This window comes from Prosthecobacter sp. (assembly GCF_044236155.1).
Classification (GTDB): Bacteria; Verrucomicrobiota; Verrucomicrobiia; order Verrucomicrobiales; family Verrucomicrobiaceae; genus Prosthecobacter.
In genome coordinates, this window is the sequence record NZ_JBIIHA010000009.1 from 139,047 (window position 1) to 160,631 (window position 21,585).

General features: G+C 58.7%; 26 protein-coding genes. 15 read left to right on the top strand and 11 right to left on the bottom strand.

Going from position 1 to position 21,585, the window contains the following annotated elements:
• The 3 genes from ACILSE_RS10280 to ACILSE_RS10290 are packed head-to-tail and all read left to right on the top strand — an operon-like array spanning position 1 to position 3,022.
• Entirely contained in the window at positions 1–873 is an 873-nt protein-coding gene (locus ACILSE_RS10280; protein WP_395717300.1) for a hypothetical protein, read from the top strand.
• A gap of 43 nt (positions 874–916) precedes the next feature.
• The gene (locus ACILSE_RS10285; protein ID WP_395717301.1) at positions 917–1,522 is read left to right on the top strand and encodes a hypothetical protein; all 606 of its coding nucleotides are present in this window, start codon (positions 917–919) and stop codon (positions 1,520–1,522) included.
• A 3-nt stretch (positions 1,523–1,525) separates the two neighbouring features.
• Positions 1,526–3,022, top strand: a complete 1,497-nt coding sequence (locus tag ACILSE_RS10290) for a flotillin family protein (RefSeq protein ID WP_395717302.1) — start codon at positions 1,526–1,528, stop codon at positions 3,020–3,022.
• Positions 3,023–3,070: 48 nt separating this feature from the next.
• Here the strand turns inward: ACILSE_RS10290 and ACILSE_RS10295 are convergent, their stop codons facing one another.
• Positions 3,071–3,433, bottom strand: coding sequence for a hypothetical protein (locus ACILSE_RS10295; RefSeq protein WP_395717303.1), 363 nt, complete (start codon positions 3,431–3,433; stop codon positions 3,071–3,073).
• Positions 3,434–3,534: 101 nt separating this feature from the next.
• Here ACILSE_RS10295 and mutS point away from each other — a divergent pair, with 101 nt between their 5' ends.
• From mutS to ACILSE_RS10310, 3 genes are all read left to right on the top strand, one after another.
• Complete coding sequence (mutS, locus tag ACILSE_RS10300; protein ID WP_395717304.1) at positions 3,535–6,108, top strand: DNA mismatch repair protein MutS; 2,574 nt, start codon at positions 3,535–3,537, stop codon at positions 6,106–6,108.
• Positions 6,109–6,169: 61 nt separating this feature from the next.
• Positions 6,170–8,128 (top strand): protein kinase domain-containing protein, encoded by a 1,959-nt coding sequence (locus ACILSE_RS10305; protein WP_395717305.1) that lies wholly within the window; start codon positions 6,170–6,172, stop codon positions 8,126–8,128.
• A 225-nt stretch (positions 8,129–8,353) separates the two neighbouring features.
• Complete coding sequence (locus ACILSE_RS10310) at positions 8,354–8,995, top strand: RNA polymerase sigma factor (RefSeq protein WP_395717306.1); 642 nt, start codon at positions 8,354–8,356, stop codon at positions 8,993–8,995.
• 190 nt (positions 8,996–9,185) lie between these two features.
• On the opposite strand, the gene ACILSE_RS10315 is transcribed toward ACILSE_RS10310, so the two are convergent.
• Entirely contained in the window at positions 9,186–10,115 is a 930-nt protein-coding gene (locus ACILSE_RS10315) for a hypothetical protein (protein ID WP_395717307.1), read from the bottom strand.
• Between the two features lie 509 nt (positions 10,116–10,624).
• On the opposite strand from ACILSE_RS10315, the gene ACILSE_RS10320 reads away from it, so the two are divergent.
• From ACILSE_RS10320 to ACILSE_RS10345, 6 genes are all read left to right on the top strand, one after another.
• Positions 10,625–10,834 carry a hypothetical protein gene (locus tag ACILSE_RS10320; protein ID WP_395717308.1) on the top strand — a complete coding sequence of 70 codons (210 nt, stop codon included), beginning with the start codon at positions 10,625–10,627 and terminating at the stop codon, positions 10,832–10,834.
• Positions 10,835–10,845: 11 nt separating this feature from the next.
• Positions 10,846–11,028: a hypothetical protein gene (locus ACILSE_RS10325; protein ID WP_395717309.1), complete on the top strand. Its 183-nt coding sequence runs from the start codon at positions 10,846–10,848 to the stop codon at positions 11,026–11,028.
• A 60-nt stretch (positions 11,029–11,088) separates the two neighbouring features.
• Positions 11,089–11,295: a hypothetical protein gene (locus ACILSE_RS10330; protein WP_395717310.1), complete on the top strand. Its 207-nt coding sequence runs from the start codon at positions 11,089–11,091 to the stop codon at positions 11,293–11,295.
• Between the two features lie 387 nt (positions 11,296–11,682).
• Positions 11,683–12,195 (top strand): hypothetical protein, encoded by a 513-nt coding sequence (locus ACILSE_RS10335; protein ID WP_395717311.1) that lies wholly within the window; start codon positions 11,683–11,685, stop codon positions 12,193–12,195.
• An 85-nt stretch (positions 12,196–12,280) separates the two neighbouring features.
• Positions 12,281–12,526 carry a ribbon-helix-helix protein, CopG family gene (locus tag ACILSE_RS10340; RefSeq protein ID WP_395717312.1) on the top strand — a complete coding sequence of 82 codons (246 nt, stop codon included), beginning with the start codon at positions 12,281–12,283 and terminating at the stop codon, positions 12,524–12,526.
• Between the two features lie 495 nt (positions 12,527–13,021).
• Positions 13,022–13,372 (top strand): winged helix-turn-helix domain-containing protein, encoded by a 351-nt coding sequence (locus ACILSE_RS10345; protein ID WP_395717313.1) that lies wholly within the window; start codon positions 13,022–13,024, stop codon positions 13,370–13,372.
• A gap of 187 nt (positions 13,373–13,559) precedes the next feature.
• Here ACILSE_RS10345 and ACILSE_RS10350 read toward each other — a convergent pair whose 3' ends face one another.
• Complete coding sequence (locus tag ACILSE_RS10350; RefSeq protein WP_395717314.1) at positions 13,560–14,288, bottom strand: methionyl-tRNA formyltransferase; 729 nt, start codon at positions 14,286–14,288, stop codon at positions 13,560–13,562.
• On the opposite strand from ACILSE_RS10350, the gene ACILSE_RS10355 reads away from it, so the two are divergent.
• The 3 genes from ACILSE_RS10355 to ACILSE_RS10365 all read left to right on the top strand — a co-directional run bounded on the left by ACILSE_RS10355 (position 14,287) and on the right by ACILSE_RS10365 (position 16,032).
• On the top strand, positions 14,287–14,481 hold the full coding sequence (locus ACILSE_RS10355; RefSeq protein ID WP_395717315.1) for a hypothetical protein: 195 nt from the start codon (positions 14,287–14,289) through the stop codon (positions 14,479–14,481). The genes ACILSE_RS10350 and ACILSE_RS10355 overlap by 2 nt on opposite strands.
• 118 nt (positions 14,482–14,599) lie before the next feature.
• Positions 14,600–15,040 (top strand): DUF3592 domain-containing protein, encoded by a 441-nt coding sequence (locus ACILSE_RS10360; protein WP_395717316.1) that lies wholly within the window; start codon positions 14,600–14,602, stop codon positions 15,038–15,040.
• A gap of 83 nt (positions 15,041–15,123) precedes the next feature.
• A complete protein-coding gene (locus tag ACILSE_RS10365) occupies positions 15,124–16,032 on the top strand; it encodes a sugar phosphate isomerase/epimerase family protein (RefSeq protein WP_395717317.1) in 909 nt (302 codons plus the stop codon).
• Positions 16,033–16,037: 5 nt separating this feature from the next.
• Here the strand turns inward: ACILSE_RS10365 and ACILSE_RS10370 are convergent, their stop codons facing one another.
• From ACILSE_RS10370 to ACILSE_RS10405, 8 genes are all read right to left on the bottom strand, one after another.
• The gene (locus tag ACILSE_RS10370) at positions 16,038–16,778 is read right to left on the bottom strand and encodes a hypothetical protein (protein ID WP_395717318.1); all 741 of its coding nucleotides are present in this window, start codon (positions 16,776–16,778) and stop codon (positions 16,038–16,040) included.
• A gap of 101 nt (positions 16,779–16,879) precedes the next feature.
• A complete protein-coding gene (locus tag ACILSE_RS10375; protein WP_395717319.1) occupies positions 16,880–17,332 on the bottom strand; it encodes a hypothetical protein in 453 nt (150 codons plus the stop codon).
• Positions 17,333–17,416: 84 nt separating this feature from the next.
• Complete coding sequence (locus ACILSE_RS10380; protein WP_395717320.1) at positions 17,417–18,484, bottom strand: heme A synthase; 1,068 nt, start codon at positions 18,482–18,484, stop codon at positions 17,417–17,419.
• A 72-nt stretch (positions 18,485–18,556) separates the two neighbouring features.
• Positions 18,557–19,339 (bottom strand): cytochrome c oxidase subunit II, encoded by a 783-nt coding sequence (locus ACILSE_RS10385; protein WP_395717321.1) that lies wholly within the window; start codon positions 19,337–19,339, stop codon positions 18,557–18,559.
• 49 nt (positions 19,340–19,388) lie between these two features.
• Positions 19,389–19,592, bottom strand: a complete 204-nt coding sequence (locus ACILSE_RS10390; RefSeq protein ID WP_395717322.1) for a hypothetical protein — start codon at positions 19,590–19,592, stop codon at positions 19,389–19,391.
• Positions 19,593–19,594: 2 nt separating this feature from the next.
• The gene (locus tag ACILSE_RS10395) at positions 19,595–19,801 is read right to left on the bottom strand and encodes a hypothetical protein (RefSeq protein ID WP_395717323.1); all 207 of its coding nucleotides are present in this window, start codon (positions 19,799–19,801) and stop codon (positions 19,595–19,597) included.
• 22 nt (positions 19,802–19,823) lie between these two features.
• The gene (locus tag ACILSE_RS10400) at positions 19,824–20,150 is read right to left on the bottom strand and encodes a cytochrome C oxidase subunit IV family protein (protein WP_395717324.1); all 327 of its coding nucleotides are present in this window, start codon (positions 20,148–20,150) and stop codon (positions 19,824–19,826) included.
• Between the two features lie 27 nt (positions 20,151–20,177).
• Positions 20,178–21,569: a heme-copper oxidase subunit III gene (locus ACILSE_RS10405; RefSeq protein ID WP_395717325.1), complete on the bottom strand. Its 1,392-nt coding sequence runs from the start codon at positions 21,567–21,569 to the stop codon at positions 20,178–20,180.
• Between the last annotated feature and the right edge of the window lie 16 nt (positions 21,570–21,585).

The window sequence follows — 21,585 nt, forward strand, 5'->3', positions numbered from 1 at the left end:
ATGAACCGTCTTCTTCCGCTGCTGACAGCAGCCTGCCTCCTCGCCGCCGGCGCGGCGCGGGCGCAGTATGTGACCAACCTCACCCTGATGAAGAACCAGTTCCTCACTGGCGAGCCGGTCGTGGCGCAGGTCACCGTCATCAACCGCTCCGGCGCGGATGTGGTGCTCGGCGGTCATGGGGGGCGTGACTGGTTGCAATTCGAGATCACGGAATCCAGCGGTCGCAGGCTGGCGCCTGTCACCATCGGCTCGGACCAGGCCATCACCATCAAGGCCGGCGCCGCGAACAAGCAGACGGTCGAAATCTCCGGCGGCTACTCCACCGCCGACCTCGGCACCTTCAACATGGTGGCCAACGTGCTGCATCCCATCACCGGACAGTATTACTCCTCCAACAAGGTGCGCATGACCATCACGGATTCGAAGTCCTACCTCTTCGACCAGCCTTTCGGCGTGCCGGATGGATTTCCCAACGCAGGCCGCGCACGTCGTTACAACATCATCCTCTTCCGTGAGCTCAACACCCTGCTGCTCTACAGCCGTGTGACGGATGAAAAGAGCGGCGCTTATCTCGCCACGCTTTTGCTCGGGCCCGTCATCATGGTTTCGCAGCCGCAGATCAGCATCGACGCGAAGAACAAGCTTCATGTCTTCTTCCTGGCCCAGCCGCACATCTACTGCCACGCCATCGTGAATCCCGACGGCAAGGTCTTCAAACGCAGCTACTACCGCGATGACGACGGCAACCGCCCGGCGCTCCTGATGGCCGGCGGCGTCGGACAGGTGGTAGGCGGCGTTTACTTCGATCCCTCCGCGCCTCCGCCGGAGAAAAAGAAGATGCGCAAGGCCTCCGAGCGTCCGCCAGGACTCTGAACGCGGGCTACAAACTTGGTGTAAAAGCGGAACACATCCGCTCTTGCCCGCCCGCATCGCAGCCGCTACAAACGCGGCCATGATCGCCTCGTGGACCGACCTTCTCACCGGCTCGCAACTTTATTGGGCCATTTCCGTCTTCGCGTCCGTGCTGCAGGTCTTCCTGCTGATCGGAGCGTTCCTCGGCCATGGATCGGATTTCGATCACGGAGCCGATTCCCATGACGGCAGCACGACGGACAGCGTGAAGCTGCTCTCCTTCCGCATCCTCGTCGCGTTTTTCGTTGGCTTCGGCTGGGCGGGTGTGCTCGCGCAGCGTCAGGGCATGTCTGCCGGTGGCATCGCTACTGCGGCGGTGGTTTCCGGTGTCGCCTTCATGCTGCTCATGTTCGCCACGATGCGTTTCCTCATGGCGATGCGTGACGACGGCTCGCTGCATTATGAAAATGCCATCGGCATTCGCGGCCAGGTGTATGTGACCATCCCGCCAAAGCGCGAGGGCATCGGCCAGATCGAGGTCATGCTGCAAGGCCGGCTCATCACCGCCAGCGCCGTCACCGACTCGGAGCAGGCGCTCGCACCCCAGCACGGCATCGAAATCACCGGTCTCATGCCGCCGAACACTTTTGTCGTCAAACCAACCACCTGAACCATGCCTGACTTTTCCATGATCCCGATTCTTGCCGGCATCGCCGCCATCCTCGTCTTCGCCACGCTCGCGTTCTTCGCCTCGCGCTACAAACGATGCCCCTCTGACCGCATTCTCGTCGTCTTCGGCAAGGTCGGCGGCAACAAGTCCGCCAAATGCGTCCATGGCGGCGCATCCTTCGTCTGGCCGGTCATCCAGGACTACGCCTACCTGAGCCTCACGCCGATGCCCATCGACATCCAGCTTCGCGGCGCGCTCTCGCAGCAAAACATCCGCGTCAACACGCCCTCCACCTTCACCGTCGGCATCAGCACTGAGCCAGGCGTGATGGAAAACGCCGCCGAACGTCTCCTCGGCCAGACGCAGCCGCAGATTCAGGAACTCGCGAAGGACATTATTTTCGGCCAGATGCGCGTCGTCATCGCCACGATGCCCATCGAAGAGATCAACGCCGACCGCGACAAGCTCATCGCGAACATTTCCAACGGCGTTGAAGTCGAACTCAAAAAAGTCGGCCTGCGCCTCATCAACGTCAACGTCCAGGACATCACCGACGAGTCCGGCTACATCGAGGCGCTCGGCAAGGAGGCCGCCGCACGTGCCATCAACGACGCCAAGATCAAAGTCTCCCAGCAGGAACGCGATGGCGACATCGGCGCCGCCGAGGCCGACAAGGAGAAGCGCATCCGCGTCGCCCAGGCGCAGGCGGAAGCCGTCACCGGTGAAAACCTCTCTGCGGTCGAGATCGCCAATTCCATCGCCGCCCGCCGCGAAAAAGAAGCCGAGGCCGAGCGCGTGGGCACTGCCGCTGAAAAAGTCGCCAGCGCCAAGGCCCTTCAAGAATCCTACCTCGCCGAAGAAGCCGCCGAACGCCAGCGTGCGAAACGTGAGGAAGCCGCGCAGATGGCCAACATCGTCGTTCAGGCTGAAATCGAGAAGCGGAAGATCGAAGTGCTCGCCGAGGCCGAGAAAAACCGCATCCGCCTCCAGGCGGAGGCCGCGAGACAACGCATCGAACTCGAAGCCGAGGCCGAAAAACGCCGCATCGAACTCGTCGCACAGGCCGACGCGGAAAAAATCCGCATTCTCAAGGAAGGCGAAGCCGCGGGTGTCAAAGCCATCATGGAAGCTCAGGCGCAGGGCACGCTCGCCCAGCTTCAGGCCCGTGCGCAGGGCTTCCAGTCCATCGTCAATGCCGCGGGTGGTGCCGACAAGGCCGCGCAGCTCATGGTGACGGAGCAGTTGCCCGCTCTCGTCGCCGAGCAGGTCAAGGCCATCTCCGGCGTGAAGATCGACAAGCTCACCGTCTGGGACTCCGGCCGCACAGGCGAAGACGGGAAGACCAAAACGGCCGACTTTCTCTCCGGTCTCGTCGGCTCCGTCCCTCCCCTGCATGACATCGCCAAAAACGTCGGCGTCGAGCTCCCCGCCTACCTTGGCAAAACGACAGAAGGCGGTGGAGGCAAAAAATCCGCGCCTCCGGCCGAGCCGAAGGCTTGATGCCACGATGGTTCACCCACGAAGCAGGGCCAGACCGGCCCTGCTTTTTTATTTCACCGGCTTTGGCAGCGCCTGCACCAACAGGCTGTAGAACTCGTTTTCCGTCGGGGATTCACCGTCGCTCTTGAGGATGTTCTTCACCACCCCAAGCACCTCCTTTTGCGACGTCTTCGTTTTGAAGGCCTGGGCCCTGTCGTTCATGTAGTCGATCATTGTTTCCTCGTTCTCCGACATCTCTCGCGCCCGGGCGAACGATTCGTCGATGAACAGGCTCTTCGGGTATTTGGACTCCCAGCCTTCCGCGATGAAGGCAGACTCCATCAGGTGCTCCTCCTTCAAAGAAATATGCGCGTCCGCATACAAAGAGAGCGTCAGGAGGTCAAAAAGGGCTTCGCGTTCGGACTGAGTCATAAAATGATTTTGTCAAAAAACGCTGCCTGTGATCAAGACTTACTTCCCGTGACTCCTATCTTGACCATTCCCCGCCCCTCTTGACCTCTTGACGCTTTCCGATGTCCGCCGACGCCGCCACCACTCCCATGATGAAGCAATACCTCGCCATCCGGCGGGAGCTTCCGGAGGATGTGCTGCTCTTCTTTCGCCTCGGGGACTTTTACGAGCTGTTCTTCGAGGACGCGAAGGTCGCTTCGCCCATCCTGAATGTGGCGCTGACGAAACGCAACGCGGTGCCCATGTGCGGCGTGCCGCATCATTCGTCGCAGGGTTACATCGCGAAGCTCATCAAGGCTGGCAAACGCGTCGCCATTGCCGAGCAGACCACCGATCCCGTGCCGGGGAAGATCGTCGAGCGGGCCGTCTCGCAGATCCTCAGCGCCGGCACCATCAGCGACCTGAATCTGCTCGACTCGAACCGTCCGAACTACCTCGCCGCCGTGTTCCGCGAGGGCAAAAAATTTGGCCTCGCCTACGTCGATCACACCACCGGCGAGTTTGAAGTCGCCGAGTTCAAAGACACCACCGAGCTCGCCGACGAACTCGAACGCCTCCAGGCCAGCGAACTGCTCTTCAGCGACACTCAGCGCGAGGTCATCGACGCCCTCGGCAGCCCCGGCAGTGCCCAGCCCATCGAAAGCTACCTCTTCCTGCTCGATCAGGCGCAGCACAGCCTCACGCAGCACTTCAAAGTGCAGTCGCTCGATGGCTTCGGCTGCACTGGCATGAATGCCGCCATCTGCGCCGCCGGTTGCATCCTGCAATACCTGCAATTTCAGCTCCGCCGCAGTGTCGATCACATCCAGCGCCTCCGCGTCGGCCAAACCAACGACGTCGTGCTCATCGACGCCGCCAGCCAGAGCCACCTCGAACTCGTCAGCGCCCGTGGCGGCAATGCGCACACCCTCCTGAGCGCCCTCGACCGCACCTGCACCCCCATGGGGGCCCGCAAGCTCCGCCATTGGGTCCTCCATCCCCTCCGCGACCTCGACGCCCTCACGCAGCGCCAGGACATGCTCGCCGCCTTCCTCGACGAGCCCATGCTCCTCAGCCAGGTGCGCACACTGCTCAAAGAAGTGCGTGACCTCGAACGCACCAGCTCCCGCCTCAGCCAAGGCAGCGGCAATGGCCGTGATTTGCAGGCGCTTGCTGTTTCGCTGGAGGTCGTGCCATCACTCAAAACCCTACTCAGCAGTTTTGATTCTCCCACAGATTCAGGGAAGCCAGCAGATTACTCTGAATCAAAATCTGTGGGCCTCCCTGAATCTGCGGGAAATCTTCTGGAGCACCTCGCCCAGCGCCTCCACGACCTCACCCCCATCTGCCAGGAAATCCAACGCGCCATCTGCGATGAGCCGCCCATGCAGATCAAAGAAGGCGGCGTCTTCCGCGAAGGCTGGCTGCCGGAGCTCGATGAGCTGCGCAATGCCTCCACGCTCGGCCGCCAGTGGATCGCGGATTTGCAGGCGCGTGAGATCGAGCGCACCGGCATCAAGAGCCTCAAAATTAAATACAACGCCGTCTTCGGTTACTTCATCGAGATCACCAAGGCCAACGTCGGCAGCGTTCCCGCCGACTACCATCGCAAGCAAACCACCGTCAACGGCGAGCGCTACATCACCGACGAGTTAAAGCGCATGGAGGACAAAATCCTCGGCAGCGAAGAGCGCAGCAAGGCGCTCGAATACGAGCAGTTCATCGAGCTGCGCAGTCGCGTCCTCGAGCACCTCGCGCAGATCCAGGAAACCGCCGAAGCCATCGCCGTGCTCGATTCCCTCGGCTCGCTCGCCGAGACCGCGCGACTCTTCAATTACACCCGCCCCGTCCTCAACGAAACGCGCAACCTCTTCATCCGCGACGGCCGCCATCCCGTGCTCGATCAAAATCTGACGAGCGGCGAGCGCTTCGTGCCGAACGACGTCACCTTGGAGCCCGAGGAAAGCCGCCTCATCCTCATCACCGGCCCGAACATGGCCGGTAAGAGCACCTACCTGCGCCAGACCGCGCTGCTCACGCTCATGGCGCAGATTGGCAGCTTCCTGCCCGCCGCCAGCGCGGAGATCGGCCTCGTCGATCGCATCTTCACCCGCATCGGTGCCAGCGACGACATCGCGCGCGGCCAGAGCACCTTCATGGTCGAGATGAACGAGACCTCGCTCATCCTCAACAACGCCACCGAGCGCTCCCTCGTCATCCTCGACGAGATCGGCCGCGGCACCAGCACCTTCGACGGCCTCAGCATCGCCTGGAGCGTCGCCGAGCATCTGCATGACCACATCGGCGCCCGCTGCCTTTTCGCCACGCACTACCACGAGATCACCGCGCTCGCGCAAAGCCGCAGTGCCGTGAAGAACTACAACGTCGCCGTGAAGGAGTGGAATCAGCAGATCATCTTCCTCCGCAAGATCCTCCACGGCTGCGCCGAAAAAAGCTACGGCATCCAGGTCGCGCGACTCGCCGGCCTTCCCGAAAACGTGATCGACCGCGCCAAGGAAGTCCTCACACAGCTCGAATCCGGCCACCAACCCGCCGAAAGCGTCAAAGAAGTCCCCGTCGCCACCAGCGTCCCCGCCAAAGCCCGCAAAAAGCCGCGTAGCGATGACGATGCAGGGCAGATGAGTTTGTTTGGGTGAGCAATTGTTTGTTACAGTTGTAACGCACGGGCAATCCGAGTGTCTTTCAGACGAAGAATTTATGAAACAAGACCAAATAATCGATGGATATTCACTCCGTAAAAGGATCGGCACAGGTGGCTTCGGTGAAGTATGGTTATGTGAACCTGTTGTTACACCAGCTGTTTGGAAAGCATTAAAATGGGTTCCTTCGAGCTTTAGAGATAAACTGGATCGCGAGTTAGACGCTCTAGTCAGGTATCAAAGAGCCATGCTAAAAAATGCTTCCAAGCGGCTCATGCGGATAGAGCATGCCAACCGGACTGATGAGGGCCTGTTTTATGTGATGCCGCTTGCAGATGGCATAGGAGATGCCCCACCCGATAGCCACGACTGGAAGCCTGCATCGCTCTGGCACTTGATGGAGCAGCGGAAATCAAATGGAACTTGGTTTAGTTCGGATGAAATAGTTGCTGTCATGGATCCTGTTTTGGAAGGTCTTCAAGAGCTTTCTGACATGGGCTTGCTCCACAGGGATCTAAAGCCAGAAAACATTCTGTATGTCCAAGGCATGCCAATGATTGCTGACGTAAGTTTGTTGGGCGAGGATTTGCCAAACCCGACTCGACGAGGAACACCCGGATTTGCAGCTCCAAGTTGGTATTTGGAAGGCGGGGGACACCCTGACCAATTTGGAGCGGGAGCCACATTGTTTTCGCTGATAACAGGGAACACACCTGACAAGATGGGACGTGCGGCTTACCGATGGCCGCCTGGAGGGGTGAAGTCCCTTTCCGAAGTGCAGCGCAAGCAATGGTTGGCGATGCACCAGATTGTTTACAGGGCAACACACGAAGATTCATCAGAACGCTTTCAGGACTTTTCAGCCATGCGATATGCTCTCTCAAATTTGAGCGCAAGCAGTGGCGAATTAACGAAGAAAACAAGATCTCCAAAAGCTCTTCTGGTGGTATTTGCTTTGGCCGCCGTTTTTATTTGTGGCACATTCCTGTCAAAATTGCAGAAGCAGACAAACACTGGCACAACTGAGGTTGAGAAAAGTGCCGCCGGCCTTGACAATCTATTTCGCGCCGCAATGAAGGAATATGGCAGGACCGATCAACCGCGCGATCTGATCCTTGTGTCACGCTTATTACATAATGGTGCCATGCAGGGGCATGCGAAAGCACAGAACATGCGTGGTTACATTCACCTTCTCGAAGGTGAGAACTTTGACCCAAAAGCGGCGGCACCTTGGTTTTTAAAAGCGGCTGAACAAGGAGATGCGGCAGGACAATACAATCTGGGGTGCTGTTACTTTTGGGGATTTGGCGTGGAGAAGGACGAGGCCATGGCCCTGCGCTATTTCAAACTATCATCCGATCAAGATTTCTTCCCGGCGCATTCTATCCTTGGTTTTTGTGCCTACACGGAGATACCACCTGTTGAAGATCTCAGTAATGCTATTGGTTTGCTTCGCCGAGCTGCCGAAAAAGGCAGGGAGGAGGCAATTTATCTTTTATCGGTCATCGCGGAGACGCGTGACGGTTTGCCAGTTAATGACACCACCATGGTGTCATGGAGAGATAAACTTGCCTCGATAACTTATTCGCCGATGCAAAGCTTGAATGCTATTTGGGCAGATGAGCTGGGAATTAGTTCATGGCGGGCAGCCAACTTCATCATGACGCAAAAAATGAGCACTGAAGCTCAACCGAATCCTATGTATGAGTTTGATGATGCCATAATCACAAGGAAAGAAACCGGCGGCCGCGTTTCATTTGAAATCCAGTCAAGTAACCCTGAATTAACGGAGGACCGGATTCTGCGCGCTTTGGAAACCAACCGTCGTGCGGCCGGCTTGCGCAACCCGGACGCGGAGCTTTGGATCGGCAAGGCCTACCTGACAGGTCGGTATCTAGAGCTTTCGCCTGCAAACGCACTACCATGGCTGCGACGTGCAGCCGAACAAGGCAAAGAACAAGCGGTGCCACTAATCAAGGATGCATTGCTAAAGCTTCGCGCGAAGATCAGACATTAGTTTTATGGGAGAAGCACAAGGCACCGCCGAATAGAAGATGACACTGTAATCAAAGCCTGGCATCAACATGTTCCTAAAGTGGCGGCCAAACGCCATTTTTTGGGAGAGATTTTGTTCGCACAAACGAATAGGAGCAAATGCTCACGTTGCCGAACAGTCTTTCCACAACCTTTCGCGATTTACCGTCGTGTCTATAAATGACGCGGTAAGCGACAACTGACTCTAATGCCCCCCAAGTTGCCGGATACCCCGCAGAGCCTGCTTTCCGAACTACGGAATCCTAACCGTGGTTCGAACTGGCAGCTATCGTGGGAAAGATTCCTCGAAATCTATTATCCCGCTTTGCGCACAATGTGCTCGAACAGTTATAGGTTACACTCTGGAGGAGAGGAGCCCCCGGGGGAGGTCATCGAGGATGCAGTAGCAGCTGTAATTGCCGACTTCTGCACCAAATCACAGTACAGCTACGATCCGTCAAAAGGAAAACTTCGCGGCTTCTTGAAGACCATCTGCAATGCACGGATCGTAGATCATCTTCGCAAAGAAAAGCGCATGCTCCTGCATGCGGACATGGCTGATCTGGCTGAGCGCCACCTTAAAGAAACAACATGCGATGGCTATGAGGACGAAAACGAGTCCTACCACATAGCGCTGCTGCATTCGCTTCTGGAAGACGTGCGAACCCGAGTCTCCCCCAGGCAATTTGCGATTTTTGAATTGGTTAAGCTCAAAAACATACCTGTTGAACAAGCGGCGGCAGAGCTTGGCGTGCGGCGTGGTGTGGTTGACAACACCGTTTACCGCGTGATGAATATTCTGCGAGAACTGGCTTCCCGCCCCGAATATAAATCTGAATGGACAACCTAGGCAGTCATTCTCCCACAACCGCAGGGGCCTCAAATGAGAGCCTCCCAGCGGAGTTGAAGCAGATGGATGAAGAAATTGCCTGCCTTCTCCCAAAGGCCATGACCGAAGCAGAGGACATAGCCGAACTTCAGCGTATCAAACAAAAGATCCGCCTTCTTCTCGCGGAGCCAACGGAGGACGCCTGACGTGTTTACTGTGAGTTTGAATGGAGTGCCTGGTTTTTCTCCCAAACACCTTTGATGGCGTTTCCGACGGAACGTATCAAGCCGCTTTTCCGGTCCAGGTCCAGCCAGGCAAACTGGCCGTTCGGATTCACTTCCAGAAACCACAATTCACCATTCACTTTCAGGAAATCGAGCCTGCTGAAGCTGTAGCCGGTTCGTTTCATGAATTTTGAGATAGCTTGTTCTTCTTGGAGGGATAGCACAAGTGGCTCCCATTCAATAGAAGGTACCCGCACGTCCTCACCCTGGAAAAGACTTCGGTCTGCTTGATAGGCAAACAGCTCACCATCCACCCACGCCACGGTCACGTCATGGCTCGCCTGCTTCATTTTGCTCTGCAGGAACCAAGGGTAATCGGCGGAAAGCCTGGATGGTTGCACTTCTTGAACAGGCATGAGCCCGCCACCCATGTTCGTGCCGGTAAACGTCTTCGCCACCACGGGCGCAGGTACTTCATCCATGCCGCCGCCGCCAGCAATCACCCACCAGTCTGGCACCCTGAAATACTCTTGGGCGACTCTCATCTGACGGATCTTTCCCCATCGACCAGTGCTCGCTGGATGCACCAATGCCAGCTTGCCTTGTTCGTGCGCCAGGTCTCTCATGCCGAGCCAGATAGCTTCAAGTTCGGCACGCCTCCATGCCTCTTCGCTGCCACCCGCTGGCACATCAATGCGGCAGGGATTGAAGAACAGTTTGCGCAGGTATACTGCCATGACGCTTTCCTCATCGGCCACCCTACCCGCCGGATCTTTGATTCGAAAGCTTTTATTGGTAATGCAGGCCTCATAGTGATGCCACAAATCCAAGTTCCAGCGAAACACCGGCATTGGATGGAGTTCATCGATGATGATGTCGGTGGTCTCGTCTCCACTCCAACTGAGGATTAAAATCATAAATTATAAAAAAGAAAAGGTGGAGGCCATGGAGGCCTTCACCTTTTCGGTTCTATTTAGATAGATTAGTCGGAATTGAAGTCGTCAATTGTTAAAGTGCTTCCGACATAAGATCTCGTTCCATATGCTGTTCCCGTGTCGTTCGGGCGGAAAGTGCCATCAGCCGCTTGAACGACTGTTTTTTGGGTTTTCCAGTCATAAACCATGGGGGGCACCTCCTGAAAAGAGGGTGACAGTGTAAGCATGATAGGAGTGATGATGTCTGCAAGCATAGAGGTGGGGTGTGTAGTTTAGCCGCCAAGACTTGGTGAGGATCACCAACACAGCAGGCTTGGAGGTTGTTCGTGCTACCTCTCTCCATCTCTCCCGTTTTTTGCGGTTTTTTGAGGGAGGCTGTTTCCGGACCTGCACTCGTTTTGGCCCACAGAGCAGATCTGTCGTCAATTTGTCCAGCAATTGCAGCTAAAGTGCCCCTTCATCATCTTGCTCTCTTGATGCACCATGGTGGGGTGTGGGGCCCGCTCCTCACCCTCGTCTTCCTGCACGGCGCGGGCTTGTGGCGGTGGCGTGTGAGCTGGGGGCAGGTGCGGACGGCGCGGAGGCTGGATCCGCGTGCCGGCGTGGTGGAGGGGCGGGTGATCGGCGGCGGGGAGTCCGTGTTCGGGGGGACGACGGTTTGCTTGCAAAGCGGTGACGCCGCGCACACACTTGAACGATGAGCACCATGGCCATGCTTCAACTCAAACAGCAGCTCTCCCGCATCACGGAAAAGGAGCGGCAGGAGATATCGGCGTTTCTGCATCGGTTGAGGCAGCAGTCTCCCGTCTGGCAGAAGGAGATGACAAGGCGCATGGCGGAGATGGATGCAGGGAAGAAATTCCGGCTGCCACGCAAACCCGCCGCTACCGCCTGAGATGCCGACCAAGCCCTACGAGCCTGTGTTGTCGGCCAAGGCTTGGGAGCTGCTGTGGAAATGACGTCAGGCTGCAACTGTCTGACAAACGACAAACCATCTCAACCGCACCTCATCCATGTCTTCCTGCTCGGCGCGGGCTTGTGGCGGTGGCGTGCGGGCTGGGGGCAGGTGCGGACGGCGCGGAGGCTCGATCCGCGTGCCGCCGTGGTGGAGGGGCGGGTGATCTGCGGCGGCGTGAAGCTGCAAAGCGTGGTTGCGTTCTAGCTCGATACCCGGATAATCCTGCCGTCATGGCCTTCGACCCTTCCCAGATTCAACTTCCTCCACGCGGGGCCAAGCTGCGCCTGCCGCCGAAGAATGGCGACAGACCAACTTACACCGAAGTGTGTCAAATCGTGCGTCGGCATCTGGGAGACGAAGTGACGAGTCTCCAACCATGGAAGCAGATTCACATTCAGCCAGCCCTGCGCCATGTTGAGTCCGCAGGAGTTCGCTAGCCAAGTCGATGGCGCGGTCATTGAGGCCGAAATTGACCGCTTGAGTAGCCTGCACAGCGCTGATGCAGTCGAAACGGCCACTAGGTTGTCGAGGCGCATTAACCGAACGGTGGAGTGGAATCCGCTGGGACCTGAAGGCGCGCGATTTCGACTCATGACCAGCCGAGGTGAGGCGGTCGTGTTTTGGGATGATGCCGATGCCGGAGAACGAGTCATCAAACTGCGCGGCAGGGAGGAGAACGGCTTCGACACGACCGGCTTCGGCTGCATCCTCGGTCGCAATGCCCGCGGCCTCATTGAGTTCCAGCCCGGCACGCTGGCCCAGGCCGTGATCCGCGAGAGCCTGTGCTGGGAGCAGTTTGGCTTTGGCTGCACCATCGAGGAAGTCATCGGGGAGGACGCGGGACTGCTGCTGGCCCAGCGCTGGATCAGACCGGACACCACACTTTCTCCTCGCACGCTCCAGCACCGCATCTCCCAATGGATGAACGAACGAGGCTGGGAACCACTGCGCGAACGTCCTGATGTTTCAGTGAGTTTGCGAAACCACGCCTGGCATCGTGATGGTATGGGGGCCTTCGACGCGAACGAAACCAACTTCATTTTGAGCGCTGAAGATGGTGCATTGTATCCCATCGACCTCGTCGTGTGGCCGCTGCCGGAGTGAGCCTGATTGGCTCCGCTTTCCCTACCCTATATAGCCAAGATTCGGTATTGCTGCCAAGATCGGCTGGTATGACCATGCGCGACTCATGAGCACTCTTTCTCTCAAACTACCGGATTCGTTGCTGCTGCGGCTGGACCAGGAAAGCCGCGCACGGCAGCTGTCGAAGTCAGCACTCGTCCGCTCGGCGTTGGAGCGCGAGTTGCAGCCTTCGAAATCGGCCCGCACCGCCACCTGCTACGATCTGGCCCATGATCTGGCGGGCTCGATCCGCAAGAAGCTGCCGAAGGATCTGGCGACGAATCCCAAGCACATGAAGGGTATTGGCCGGTGACAGACGGTGCTGTTGTTGGCCAGTGGGTTCGCTGAACCTGAGATGGAAGCGCTTTGAGTCGCCTATCGGCCTTTGAGCCTCGAATAGCTAACTCGCTGGAACGAAATCGGAGCTTTGAGCTGCCCATTTCGCCCTCGTAGGAACGAAATCGGTGGTTTGAGGGTAAAGTATCGAACTGGATGGATCGAGAGTGGAGCACGGGGCGTGTTGATGGAGGCTCGGAAGGAGCTTTTGGGGGCTTGTGATGTCCAAAATGGGATTTGGAGCTTCCAATGTCGAATCATCGAGTTCGGTTTCGGAGCTCCAAGGTGGCGATAGCTAACTCACTGGGACGAGATCGGAGCCTGGAGGGGGAATCATCGGCCTCGGGAGTTCGGTTTTGGAGTCCGAATCTGCGGATGGACGCTTGGGAGGTTCGGTATTAAAATGCGCTCGTTCGCGTTTCCAGCCGTGAGCTGGCCACACGGACCCTGCAACCCGCGCTTTGATCCTGCTATGGCCGACTTGCCTCCTCCTGATCCCGCGCCGCCGGTCCCGGTGGCGGAGTTTCCGAATCCCGTGCGCCTGCTGGAGGCGATCGCCGACCCGGTGCGCTATGAGGCGCTGCGAACGCTGGCGACGGGGCTGTATCTGACACCGCTGGACCTCTCGAAAAAGGTGCAGGTATCCCACGACAACATGGCGAAGCACATGCGGCTGCTGAAGGCGCGCGGCGCGGTGCAACTGGTGCGCCCGGAGAATGCGGATGGCCGGGCGCAGTATTACCAGATCCCGGCCCGCTTCCGCCAGACGACGGACACCGGCCGCCCGCTGCTGGACTACGGCGTGTGCGTGATCCGGTTTTAGACCATGCGTTCAGGATTGGCTGACCAACCAAGCCAACCGCTCCTCATCCTGGTCTTCCTGCTCGGGGCAACAAAGTGTCTGTTCCTCTGTTGACGTGCGTTGCTCTCCTGGAAGATATCGGCCCATGCTCCCGCGTTTAGTTGCGATGCTTCTCAAGCGGGTTTTGCTACCAACTCACCCTTTACGGCTATGTGGAGTAAGTTGCTTGAGAGTGATCCTGCGGACGACGTGGGAGCGATTCGCCTGCCGCAAGCCGCCGCACCGTCTCCACCATGAGCCGGGCGGCCATGGCGGCCGATCTGGCAACAAGGCTGCGCTCATCGTCGTGATCCTCAATCTCGAAAGCCTCCTGGGTGATGATGTCACCAGTATCAATGCCTTCGTCAATGTAATGGATGCTCACGCCGGCGAACCGCTCGCGGTTCTTCAGCATCCAGTAGGAAGGCGCCACCCCTCTGTATCGCGGCAGCAACGCGGGATGTGTGTTGATGCAACCCAATGGCGGCACCGAGATCACCACGGGCTTCAGAATCTGGGTCAACGCCGCCACCAAAATGACGTCGGGGGCCAGCGCGCGCAGCCGCGCAACGCTGTCCGGCGGATTGATGTCCTGGAACTCAAAGCACCTGGCCGCCGGGTGTTCCGCCAGCACACTGCGCAACGAACGTTCTTGTTTTCCCTCACATCCCAGCCGCGCCCACAAGGCTCCCCACAGGCTTTTCGCCCAACGTGCGCCGCTTGCCAGCTCTCCTCGCAGACCGTGCCGGCGAAGCCCCCTGGCAACCCTCCGTCTCCATGCGCGGAACGTCAGGCCGCCGATACCGACAGTCACCTCGCCGCAACCCGCATTCAGCAATGACTCCAGACATGCCACGCTAAGCCGGCTTCGATTTTCGCCGAGGAAGAGTATCTTCATGCGCCATTTCCCATACGTCCGCGCTCTTGCCAATGTCAAGAAGGGAGCCCATGTCTCCCTCTCCAACTCCGGCCCATGCTGGCAACCTCCGGACATGACGGCCTGGCCTTTCATCGACGAACTGCGCCGACTGCCTGCCGACCGGCTGGAGGAAGCGGCGGCTTTCATTCACACGCTGCTCGCCGCCCGATGAAGCCACAGCCTGCCTTTGATCCTGCTTCACCGCATTTAATGCTGGTGGCGGAGACCGTTTGCGAGAACATTGAAAATCACACCGAAGTTCCCCCTCAAAACACCTCTCTTCGCATCCCATGTGGCAGCAAAACTTCAAAGCCATTCTGACGACCACCCTCCTGATCGGGGTTGGCATTTGGCTCCTGTTTTTCGGCTGGACCCAGGTCCAGACGGCTCAAAAACTCGAACAAAGCTCGGCGGTGGTCGAGGGGCGAGTCCTCAGCAGTTCCACGAAAAGGGGTTCCAGAGGGGGGCAGTACTATGCCTTGGTCGTGGAGTACAAAGCTGCCGATTACCCAGCGATCAGGAAAGAGTTTGATGTCGGCAGCTCCGACTACCAGGCGGCCAAAGAAACCGGCAAAGCCAGAGTGACTTATCTGCCTGAAGACCCGCAGGTCAGCCGGGTGACCGATTTCGAGATACTGCCCTTTCAAATTCTCCTGGGCCTCGGCGGACTCATGACGCTGGCTGGATTGTTTTGTCTGGCGCATCTGCTGATGAAGCGAGCGAAGGCGTAGCAGCCCCGCCCATCTTCTCCATGCAAGGAATCGGGCGCTCGCCACTTTATCAACGCAAGCCCACCCACTTACGCACCACCGTCATGCCCACACGCCGCCATTTTCTTCACACCGCCCTGGGGTTTGCCGCCCTGCCACAACTCACGCGGGCGGCGGCTCCCGGCGGGATCAGCCTTGGCTTCAGCTTGTATGGCATGAAGACGCTGCCTTTGAGCGAGGCGCTGAAAACCTGCGCAGAAATCGGCTATGCGAATGTCGAGTTTGCTTTGAATGCCGGCTATCCCACCGAGCCGAAGGTCTTCACGACGGAGGCGCGCAAAGAGGCGGCGCGGCAGCTCAGCACGCTGAAGCTGGACCTGCCCTGCCTGATGGTGAACCTCAGCCTCACCGCTGATGACAAGGCGCATGCCAGTTCTTTGCAGACAATCCGCGACGCGGCGCAGGTGGCGCGTGATTTGAACGCGGAGCGGCCGGCGATTCTGGAAACGGTGTGCGGTGGCAAACCGGCGACCTGGGAGCAACAGAAGGCGGGCATGGTGGAGCGTCTGAAGTCGTGGGCGGAGACGGCGGAGAAGGAAAAGACGACGATCACGATCAAAGCGCACGTCGGCAGCGCGGTGAACTCACCCGAGCGGCTGCTGTGGCTGCTGGAGCAGGTGAATTCACCGGCGATCCAAGTGGCGTATGATTACAGCCACTTTGAGCTGCAAGGGATCGACATGGAGCACAGCATGAAACTGCTGCTGCCGCGCACGAAGTTCATCCATGTGAAGGACTCGACGGGCGAGCCTGGGAAGTTCCAGTTCCTGCTGCCCGGTGAAGGGCGCACGGATTACGTGAAGTACTTCACCACGCTGAAACAGCATGGCTACCAAGGCCCCGTTGTGGTGGAGGTGAGCGGGCAGATCTTTAACAAGCCGGGCTATGAACCTGTCGCCGCTGCGAAGAAGAGCTATGCGGCGCTGGCCGGTGCGCTGGCGAAGGCGGGCTGATCCCCTCAGCGCTGCTGCGTCGCGCGATCCACGAGGCCCTCGTAGATTTTACGTCTTTCGTCGAGGCCGAGGCCTTGATTGCGGTAGCCAAACATGGTGCGGTTGATGTCCTCGCGCTGCGAGGTGCTCAGGCGCGAGAGTTTGGCGACCATCTCCGGCGGAGGGGCTTTCGGGTAGCCATCGGCGTCGAATCCTTCCTTGTAGTTCACGGCGGCGTTTTTGGCCGCGTCCAGTTGGGACGAGCTCAATGGAGGTGCTTTGCCGCCGGTGCCGGTGCCGCCGCTTTTGCCAGAGGATGATTTCTTCGCGGGAATGGGCGGCGGTTTTTGATAACGAATGGAGACGACTTCACCGCCGGGAATCTGAATCCTTGCGCGCCAGGTTTGGATTGCGTCGGGATTTCCCTCCACCCCGACCAACTGCCAGCCCTGAAAATTGGCCGTCCTGGAGACGACCTGCGACTCCATCGTCTTCGTGTCGAGCAGCGTGGCCACGACATCCTTCTCGAATTGCGCGATGCCGGTGAGGATGAGCGAATCGGAAACGCCGAGGGTGCGCGTGAAGGGCGGGTTCATCACGAGCGCGTCGAAGTCCTCGTCCTTCATAGGCTGCGGAATGGCCCCGTCATCCGCCGGTGGAGGAGCGGCGGGCATCGTGTCCGCGCCTTGGGTCATTGTGATGCCGCACAGAACCACGAAGACGGCTCCACGCGCCGGATTCAGGATGAAATGCGAAAGGAAACTCACGCGAGCACATACGCCCTGAATTTGGCGGAACCATCCGGCAAAAACCAAGGTGGCTTCAAAAAAGCAGGCTAGACGGCCCTGCGTGCCGTCGCCGCACCAGCTCACATCGTGGTGATGAGCTGTCCGTCCTCCGTGAGGGCGGGAACATGGAGGCGCCTCAGCCAGGTGGGAAGGTAGTCGTTGAGAAGGAGTTTCCGAGCTTCGGCGAGATTATCGAAGACAACCTCACGCCACCGCATGCCGCGCTCCTGATAGTAGTACTCCCACCCGCCGTGTTTCGCGATGAAGTACGCGCCATCATGAGAGTCCGGCTTCGTCCTGACATGCGGCAACTGCTCAGGCGCGAGACCTTGCGCGGCGAGGCTGGACTCGATGTCCTCGCGAGTGAGCGTGAAGAGCCGGTCCACAGCGTCGTGGCAACGCCCGGTGTTGCCAGGCTCGTTTGTGTCACGCCATTCCGCAGGAAGTCCAAAACGCGCCAGAGCCCAGGCGGCGATGTCCTGGCGCGAATGGATCACCTGTATCTGCTCCTCGATGGAAAGCGGCGAGTTCATGCGAAGCATGCAAGCGTGAGAAGCATTTTGAAGCAAGCCAGTATGAGAACTACAAGCGACGCGAAACAGATGCTCCCGCCAAAGTTATGCGTCCTCTTCTTCGGATCGGCAGAGCGAGTCTCCCCAGAAGGTCGCGGCGAGGAGGCCGCTGAGTGCGAGTAGTGCGAGGCCGTTGAGGACGTGGAAATTGGTGACCCAGAAGCTTTTGCCGGTGAGGATGACAAAAATGCCGAGCGCGACCTGAAGCGTGGGCATGAACATCAAAAGCGATGCCACGGGGCGCAAACGCGGAAGTGTGGCGAGCCAGCCGCGCGCGCGGCTGGCGACAAAGAGAACGAGCAAGGCGACGGTGAAGCCCCAGTATTTGTGCGCGAAGAGCAGAAACACGTCCGAGGGCGTGAACGGTGGCAGCCACTGGCCCTTCGTGGTGAGAATGTCACCCGCGGCGAGATGCGTGCGCTGGGTGTGGCGCAATGTGGCGCCTAGAATGAGCTGGCCGAAGACGCAGAGAAACAGCGTCAGCGACCAAAAGCGCGCCTTGGCAGCCTCTTTGATGCTAAGCACAAGCCGCCCCTCCGTCCAGGTGCGCGATGAGGCGAAGGCGATGAAGACAAGCAGGCAGTAAAAGACCTGGCCTAGCGTGCCGTGGGTGACGCCGAGCGGATCGGACATTTTCAACACACGCAAGCCGCCCAGCGAGGCCTGCAACACGACGAGCAGCAACGCGAGCGTGGTGAGTCCGCGCAGCAAAGGCCAGCGCTGGCTGTACCATTTCAACACAAGCCAGGAAAAGCCCAGCACGGCGATGACAGACGCCATGATGAGAGATCCCATGTAAATGAGGACGAGAAAGCCGAGCGAGCAGAGGATGATACCGACTCCCTCGACGACTCCGGGTCGGAATTTGGCGAACTGCCAGTAATACATGCCGAGCACGAGCCAGCCGATGGTCATGGCAATCCAGCGGTGACCGTGCTCCAACAGCAACGCGGGGACTTTGTACCATCCCTCGGGATTGACCTTTCCGTAACACAGCGGCCAGTCAGGCACGGCAAGGCCGACATCCTCTGTGGTGACCGCCGCGCCCCACCAGATAAGAACGACGCCGACGGCGAGCGTGAGGAGCGAATAATAGTGGAAGGCGCGTGACATGTCGGATCGCGGTTCTTGGCTGGCGGTTCGCAGTTCGAGCTGCAAACGACATCACTTGAACTACGAACGACGTTACTTCGCGGCTTCCGTGGTTTTCTTGAGCGCGGAGGCGGACTGCTCCTTGGCCCAGCCGTCGTAATCAGCGGCGGGAACGACTTCGAGAATCGCCTTCATCTGCGCGTGGCCCGGACCACAGAGCTGTCCGCAGATGATGTCCCAGGTGCCTTCCTTCGTTGGCTTGAACCACATGTGAGACTTCACGCCCGGCGTGGCGTCCTGCGCGGCGCGCATGGGAACGAGGGCGAGATTGTGAATGACGTCCTTGGAGGCGACATCGACGATGACAGGGCGTCCGACGGGCAGCTTCATGGTGCCGGGATTGACGAAGTCGTCCTTGCCGTTCGGATCGTGAAGATCCTTGCCCATCGTATTGGTCGCGCCGTCCACGTTGCGCAGGTCCCAGGTGCTGAGCATCATGTCGGCACCGGGATACTGGAAGTTCCAGAGGAACTTTTCGCCAAGCGCACGCATGCGGATGGTGTCAGGAGAGGTGGGATATTCATCGGCCTGGCGGGACCACAACGGGAAGGCGAAGCCGAGGAGCAGGATCGCCTCGACGATGACGACGCCGATTTCGATGTGGGTCGTGGCATGGCCGCGGAAGCCGTGATAGTCGGCATTGGCCGTCTTCTTCTGGCGGAAGCGATAAAAGGCGATGCAGAGGTAGATGCTCCAGCCGAGGCCGAGAACAAGCATGACCCAGTGCACAAAGCCAAGCATGTGATCGACGAGGCCTCCATGCTCGGAGGCGACAGGGGTTTGGCCGATCCATTCGTTGATGTCAGAGACGCTCATGAGGTTTGGGGAGTTCCAAGTTTCAGGTTGAAAGTATTAAGCTGGGGAATCAAACGGCAGGCGCTTCATGCTGGGATGCCTTGCGCTGCTGGCGCATCATCGAAAACACGATGCCGCCGGCACAGAGGAACATGAAGGCCAGAACGCCGAGCATGAAGAGAATGGCGAAGCCCTGGGCCTGCCCGACGAGGCTGCCTTTGTCGGCCATGCAGGTGGCGCAGGCCAGAAATGAAGATGGAAGCGCGGGGAGCATGATCAGATGATGATGGTGCGCATTTTTTTGACAAGATACCACAGGCCGTAGGCCAGCAGTGCGAGACAAACGAGACCGGCGTAAGGCTTCAACGGCATGGCCCCGGCACGGGCGGCGTCCTCCGGCATGAAATGCATCCACAGCCAGAACGCGGCATCGCACAGGATGGCGAAGGCGAGAAAGACGATGTGGAAGTGCTTCAGGGACATGGCGGTTGGAAACAACGCGGCCTTATTCCGGCTTGCTGTAAAAGCCTTCAAAGACCAGCGGGTCGCTGTTGGAGAAGTAAAACAGCACGAAGAGCACGATCGCGAAGACGACGGTGAAGGCGAGCACCTTGTAGATCACGCTGCGCTCATGGTTGAGGTGCATGAAGATGAGGGCGACGAGCGCGGCCTTGAAGGTGGCCAGGATCATGCCCGCGAGAATGTTGAGACCATGCGTCGGCAACTCAACGTAGGAGAGCCACACGGTGGCACCGGTGCACAGGATCAGAGCAGCCCCGATAAAGAGGTACTTTTTGACCGACTTCTGGATTTCTTCGATGTTGTCAGACATGACGGGAAAAAGTGGGAGGTGAGAGCCTTACAGGAGATAAAGGAGCGGGAAGAGGAAGATCCAGACGAGATCGACGAAGTGCCAGAAGAGGCCGCCGACTTCGACACGGTTGGCCAGATGCTCGGGATCCTTCTTCAAGAGCTTGTTGTCGAAGACGAGGAAGTAGAGCAGCACCAGCGCCCCGGCGACGACGTGCGCGCCATGCAGACCCGTGAGGGTGAAGTAGATGGCGTAGTAGGTGTTGAGCTTCGGTGTGAAGTTGGAGAAGAACGTGATGTCCTTTTTGTCGAGCACGACGGTCGGGTAATCATGACCGTGGCCGCCACCATGACCGGCGGAGGGTGCGTGGGCCTCGGCGCCGTGTTTTTCACCGTGTGCGGCACCTTCGGCGGGCGGTGTGGAGCTGTGCAGCTTGTAGAAGAGGGATTCTTTTTGAAGCGTGGCCGACTTGGACTTCTCACGCGTCAGCTTGCCGGACTCATCGGTGTATTTCTTTTCGAATTCGGCGATGTGGTGGTCGCGATTGGCGACGAATGCCTTCTGCCAGCCTTCACCGAGGTATTTGTGGTCAAAGGCGAGTGATTTTTCCGACTGGGCGACCGCGCGGGCGTCCACGCCATCGACGAGGAGGGTCATCTTGTCGTCGATGAGCTTGCCGGTGGCGACGGTACCGTCACGGAAGGTCAGGGTGGTGTCCGTGTAGCCGAACATCTGCGACGGCTTGATGGCCACTTTGAACGGGGCACTGGCGGTGAGCTTCAGGCTGGCGCTGTCCTTCTTGGCGGCCTTCGCCTTGGCGATTTCGGCGGCGCTGAGTTCAGCGAAGGTGGCCTCGTCGAGCGTGACTTCTTTGCCGTCGGGAGTTTTGAACTTGGGAGCGGCTCCATCGACGTGTGGCAGCACATGGTTGACCGGATCGGCGGCTACAGCGCTCTTTTTCACCGGAAGGGTGAGGTTGAGTTCGCTGACTTCACCAAACTTCACGGTGTAGGGAATGGTGTGACCGTGCTCGTCCTCGGGCATGTGGCCGGTGAGGATGGTGCCGTCGGTGAGCTTCACGGCGTAGTGCTTGAACTTCGCGCTGTATTCGAGGCTCTTGTTGACCATGAAGACCGCCGCGCAAAGAACGGTGATGGCCATGTTGATGCGATACCAGCCGAATTTGCGCAACTTCAGGCAGGCCCAGGCCATGACCACGGTCACGGAGGAGGCGATGAGAACGATGGTGTTCCAGAAGCCGAGCGTGACATCGAGATCATGCACGGGCCAGGGATAATCAGCGCCGACGCGGAGGAAGATGTAGGCGGAAAACAGGCCGCCGAAGAGCATGACTTCCGAAGCGAGGAAGAGCCAGATGCCGACTTTGGCGTTGTAGAGTCCGGTGTCGGGCCGGGGATGGACTGTGTATGGGATTTCCATGGAAAATTCGCGGTTC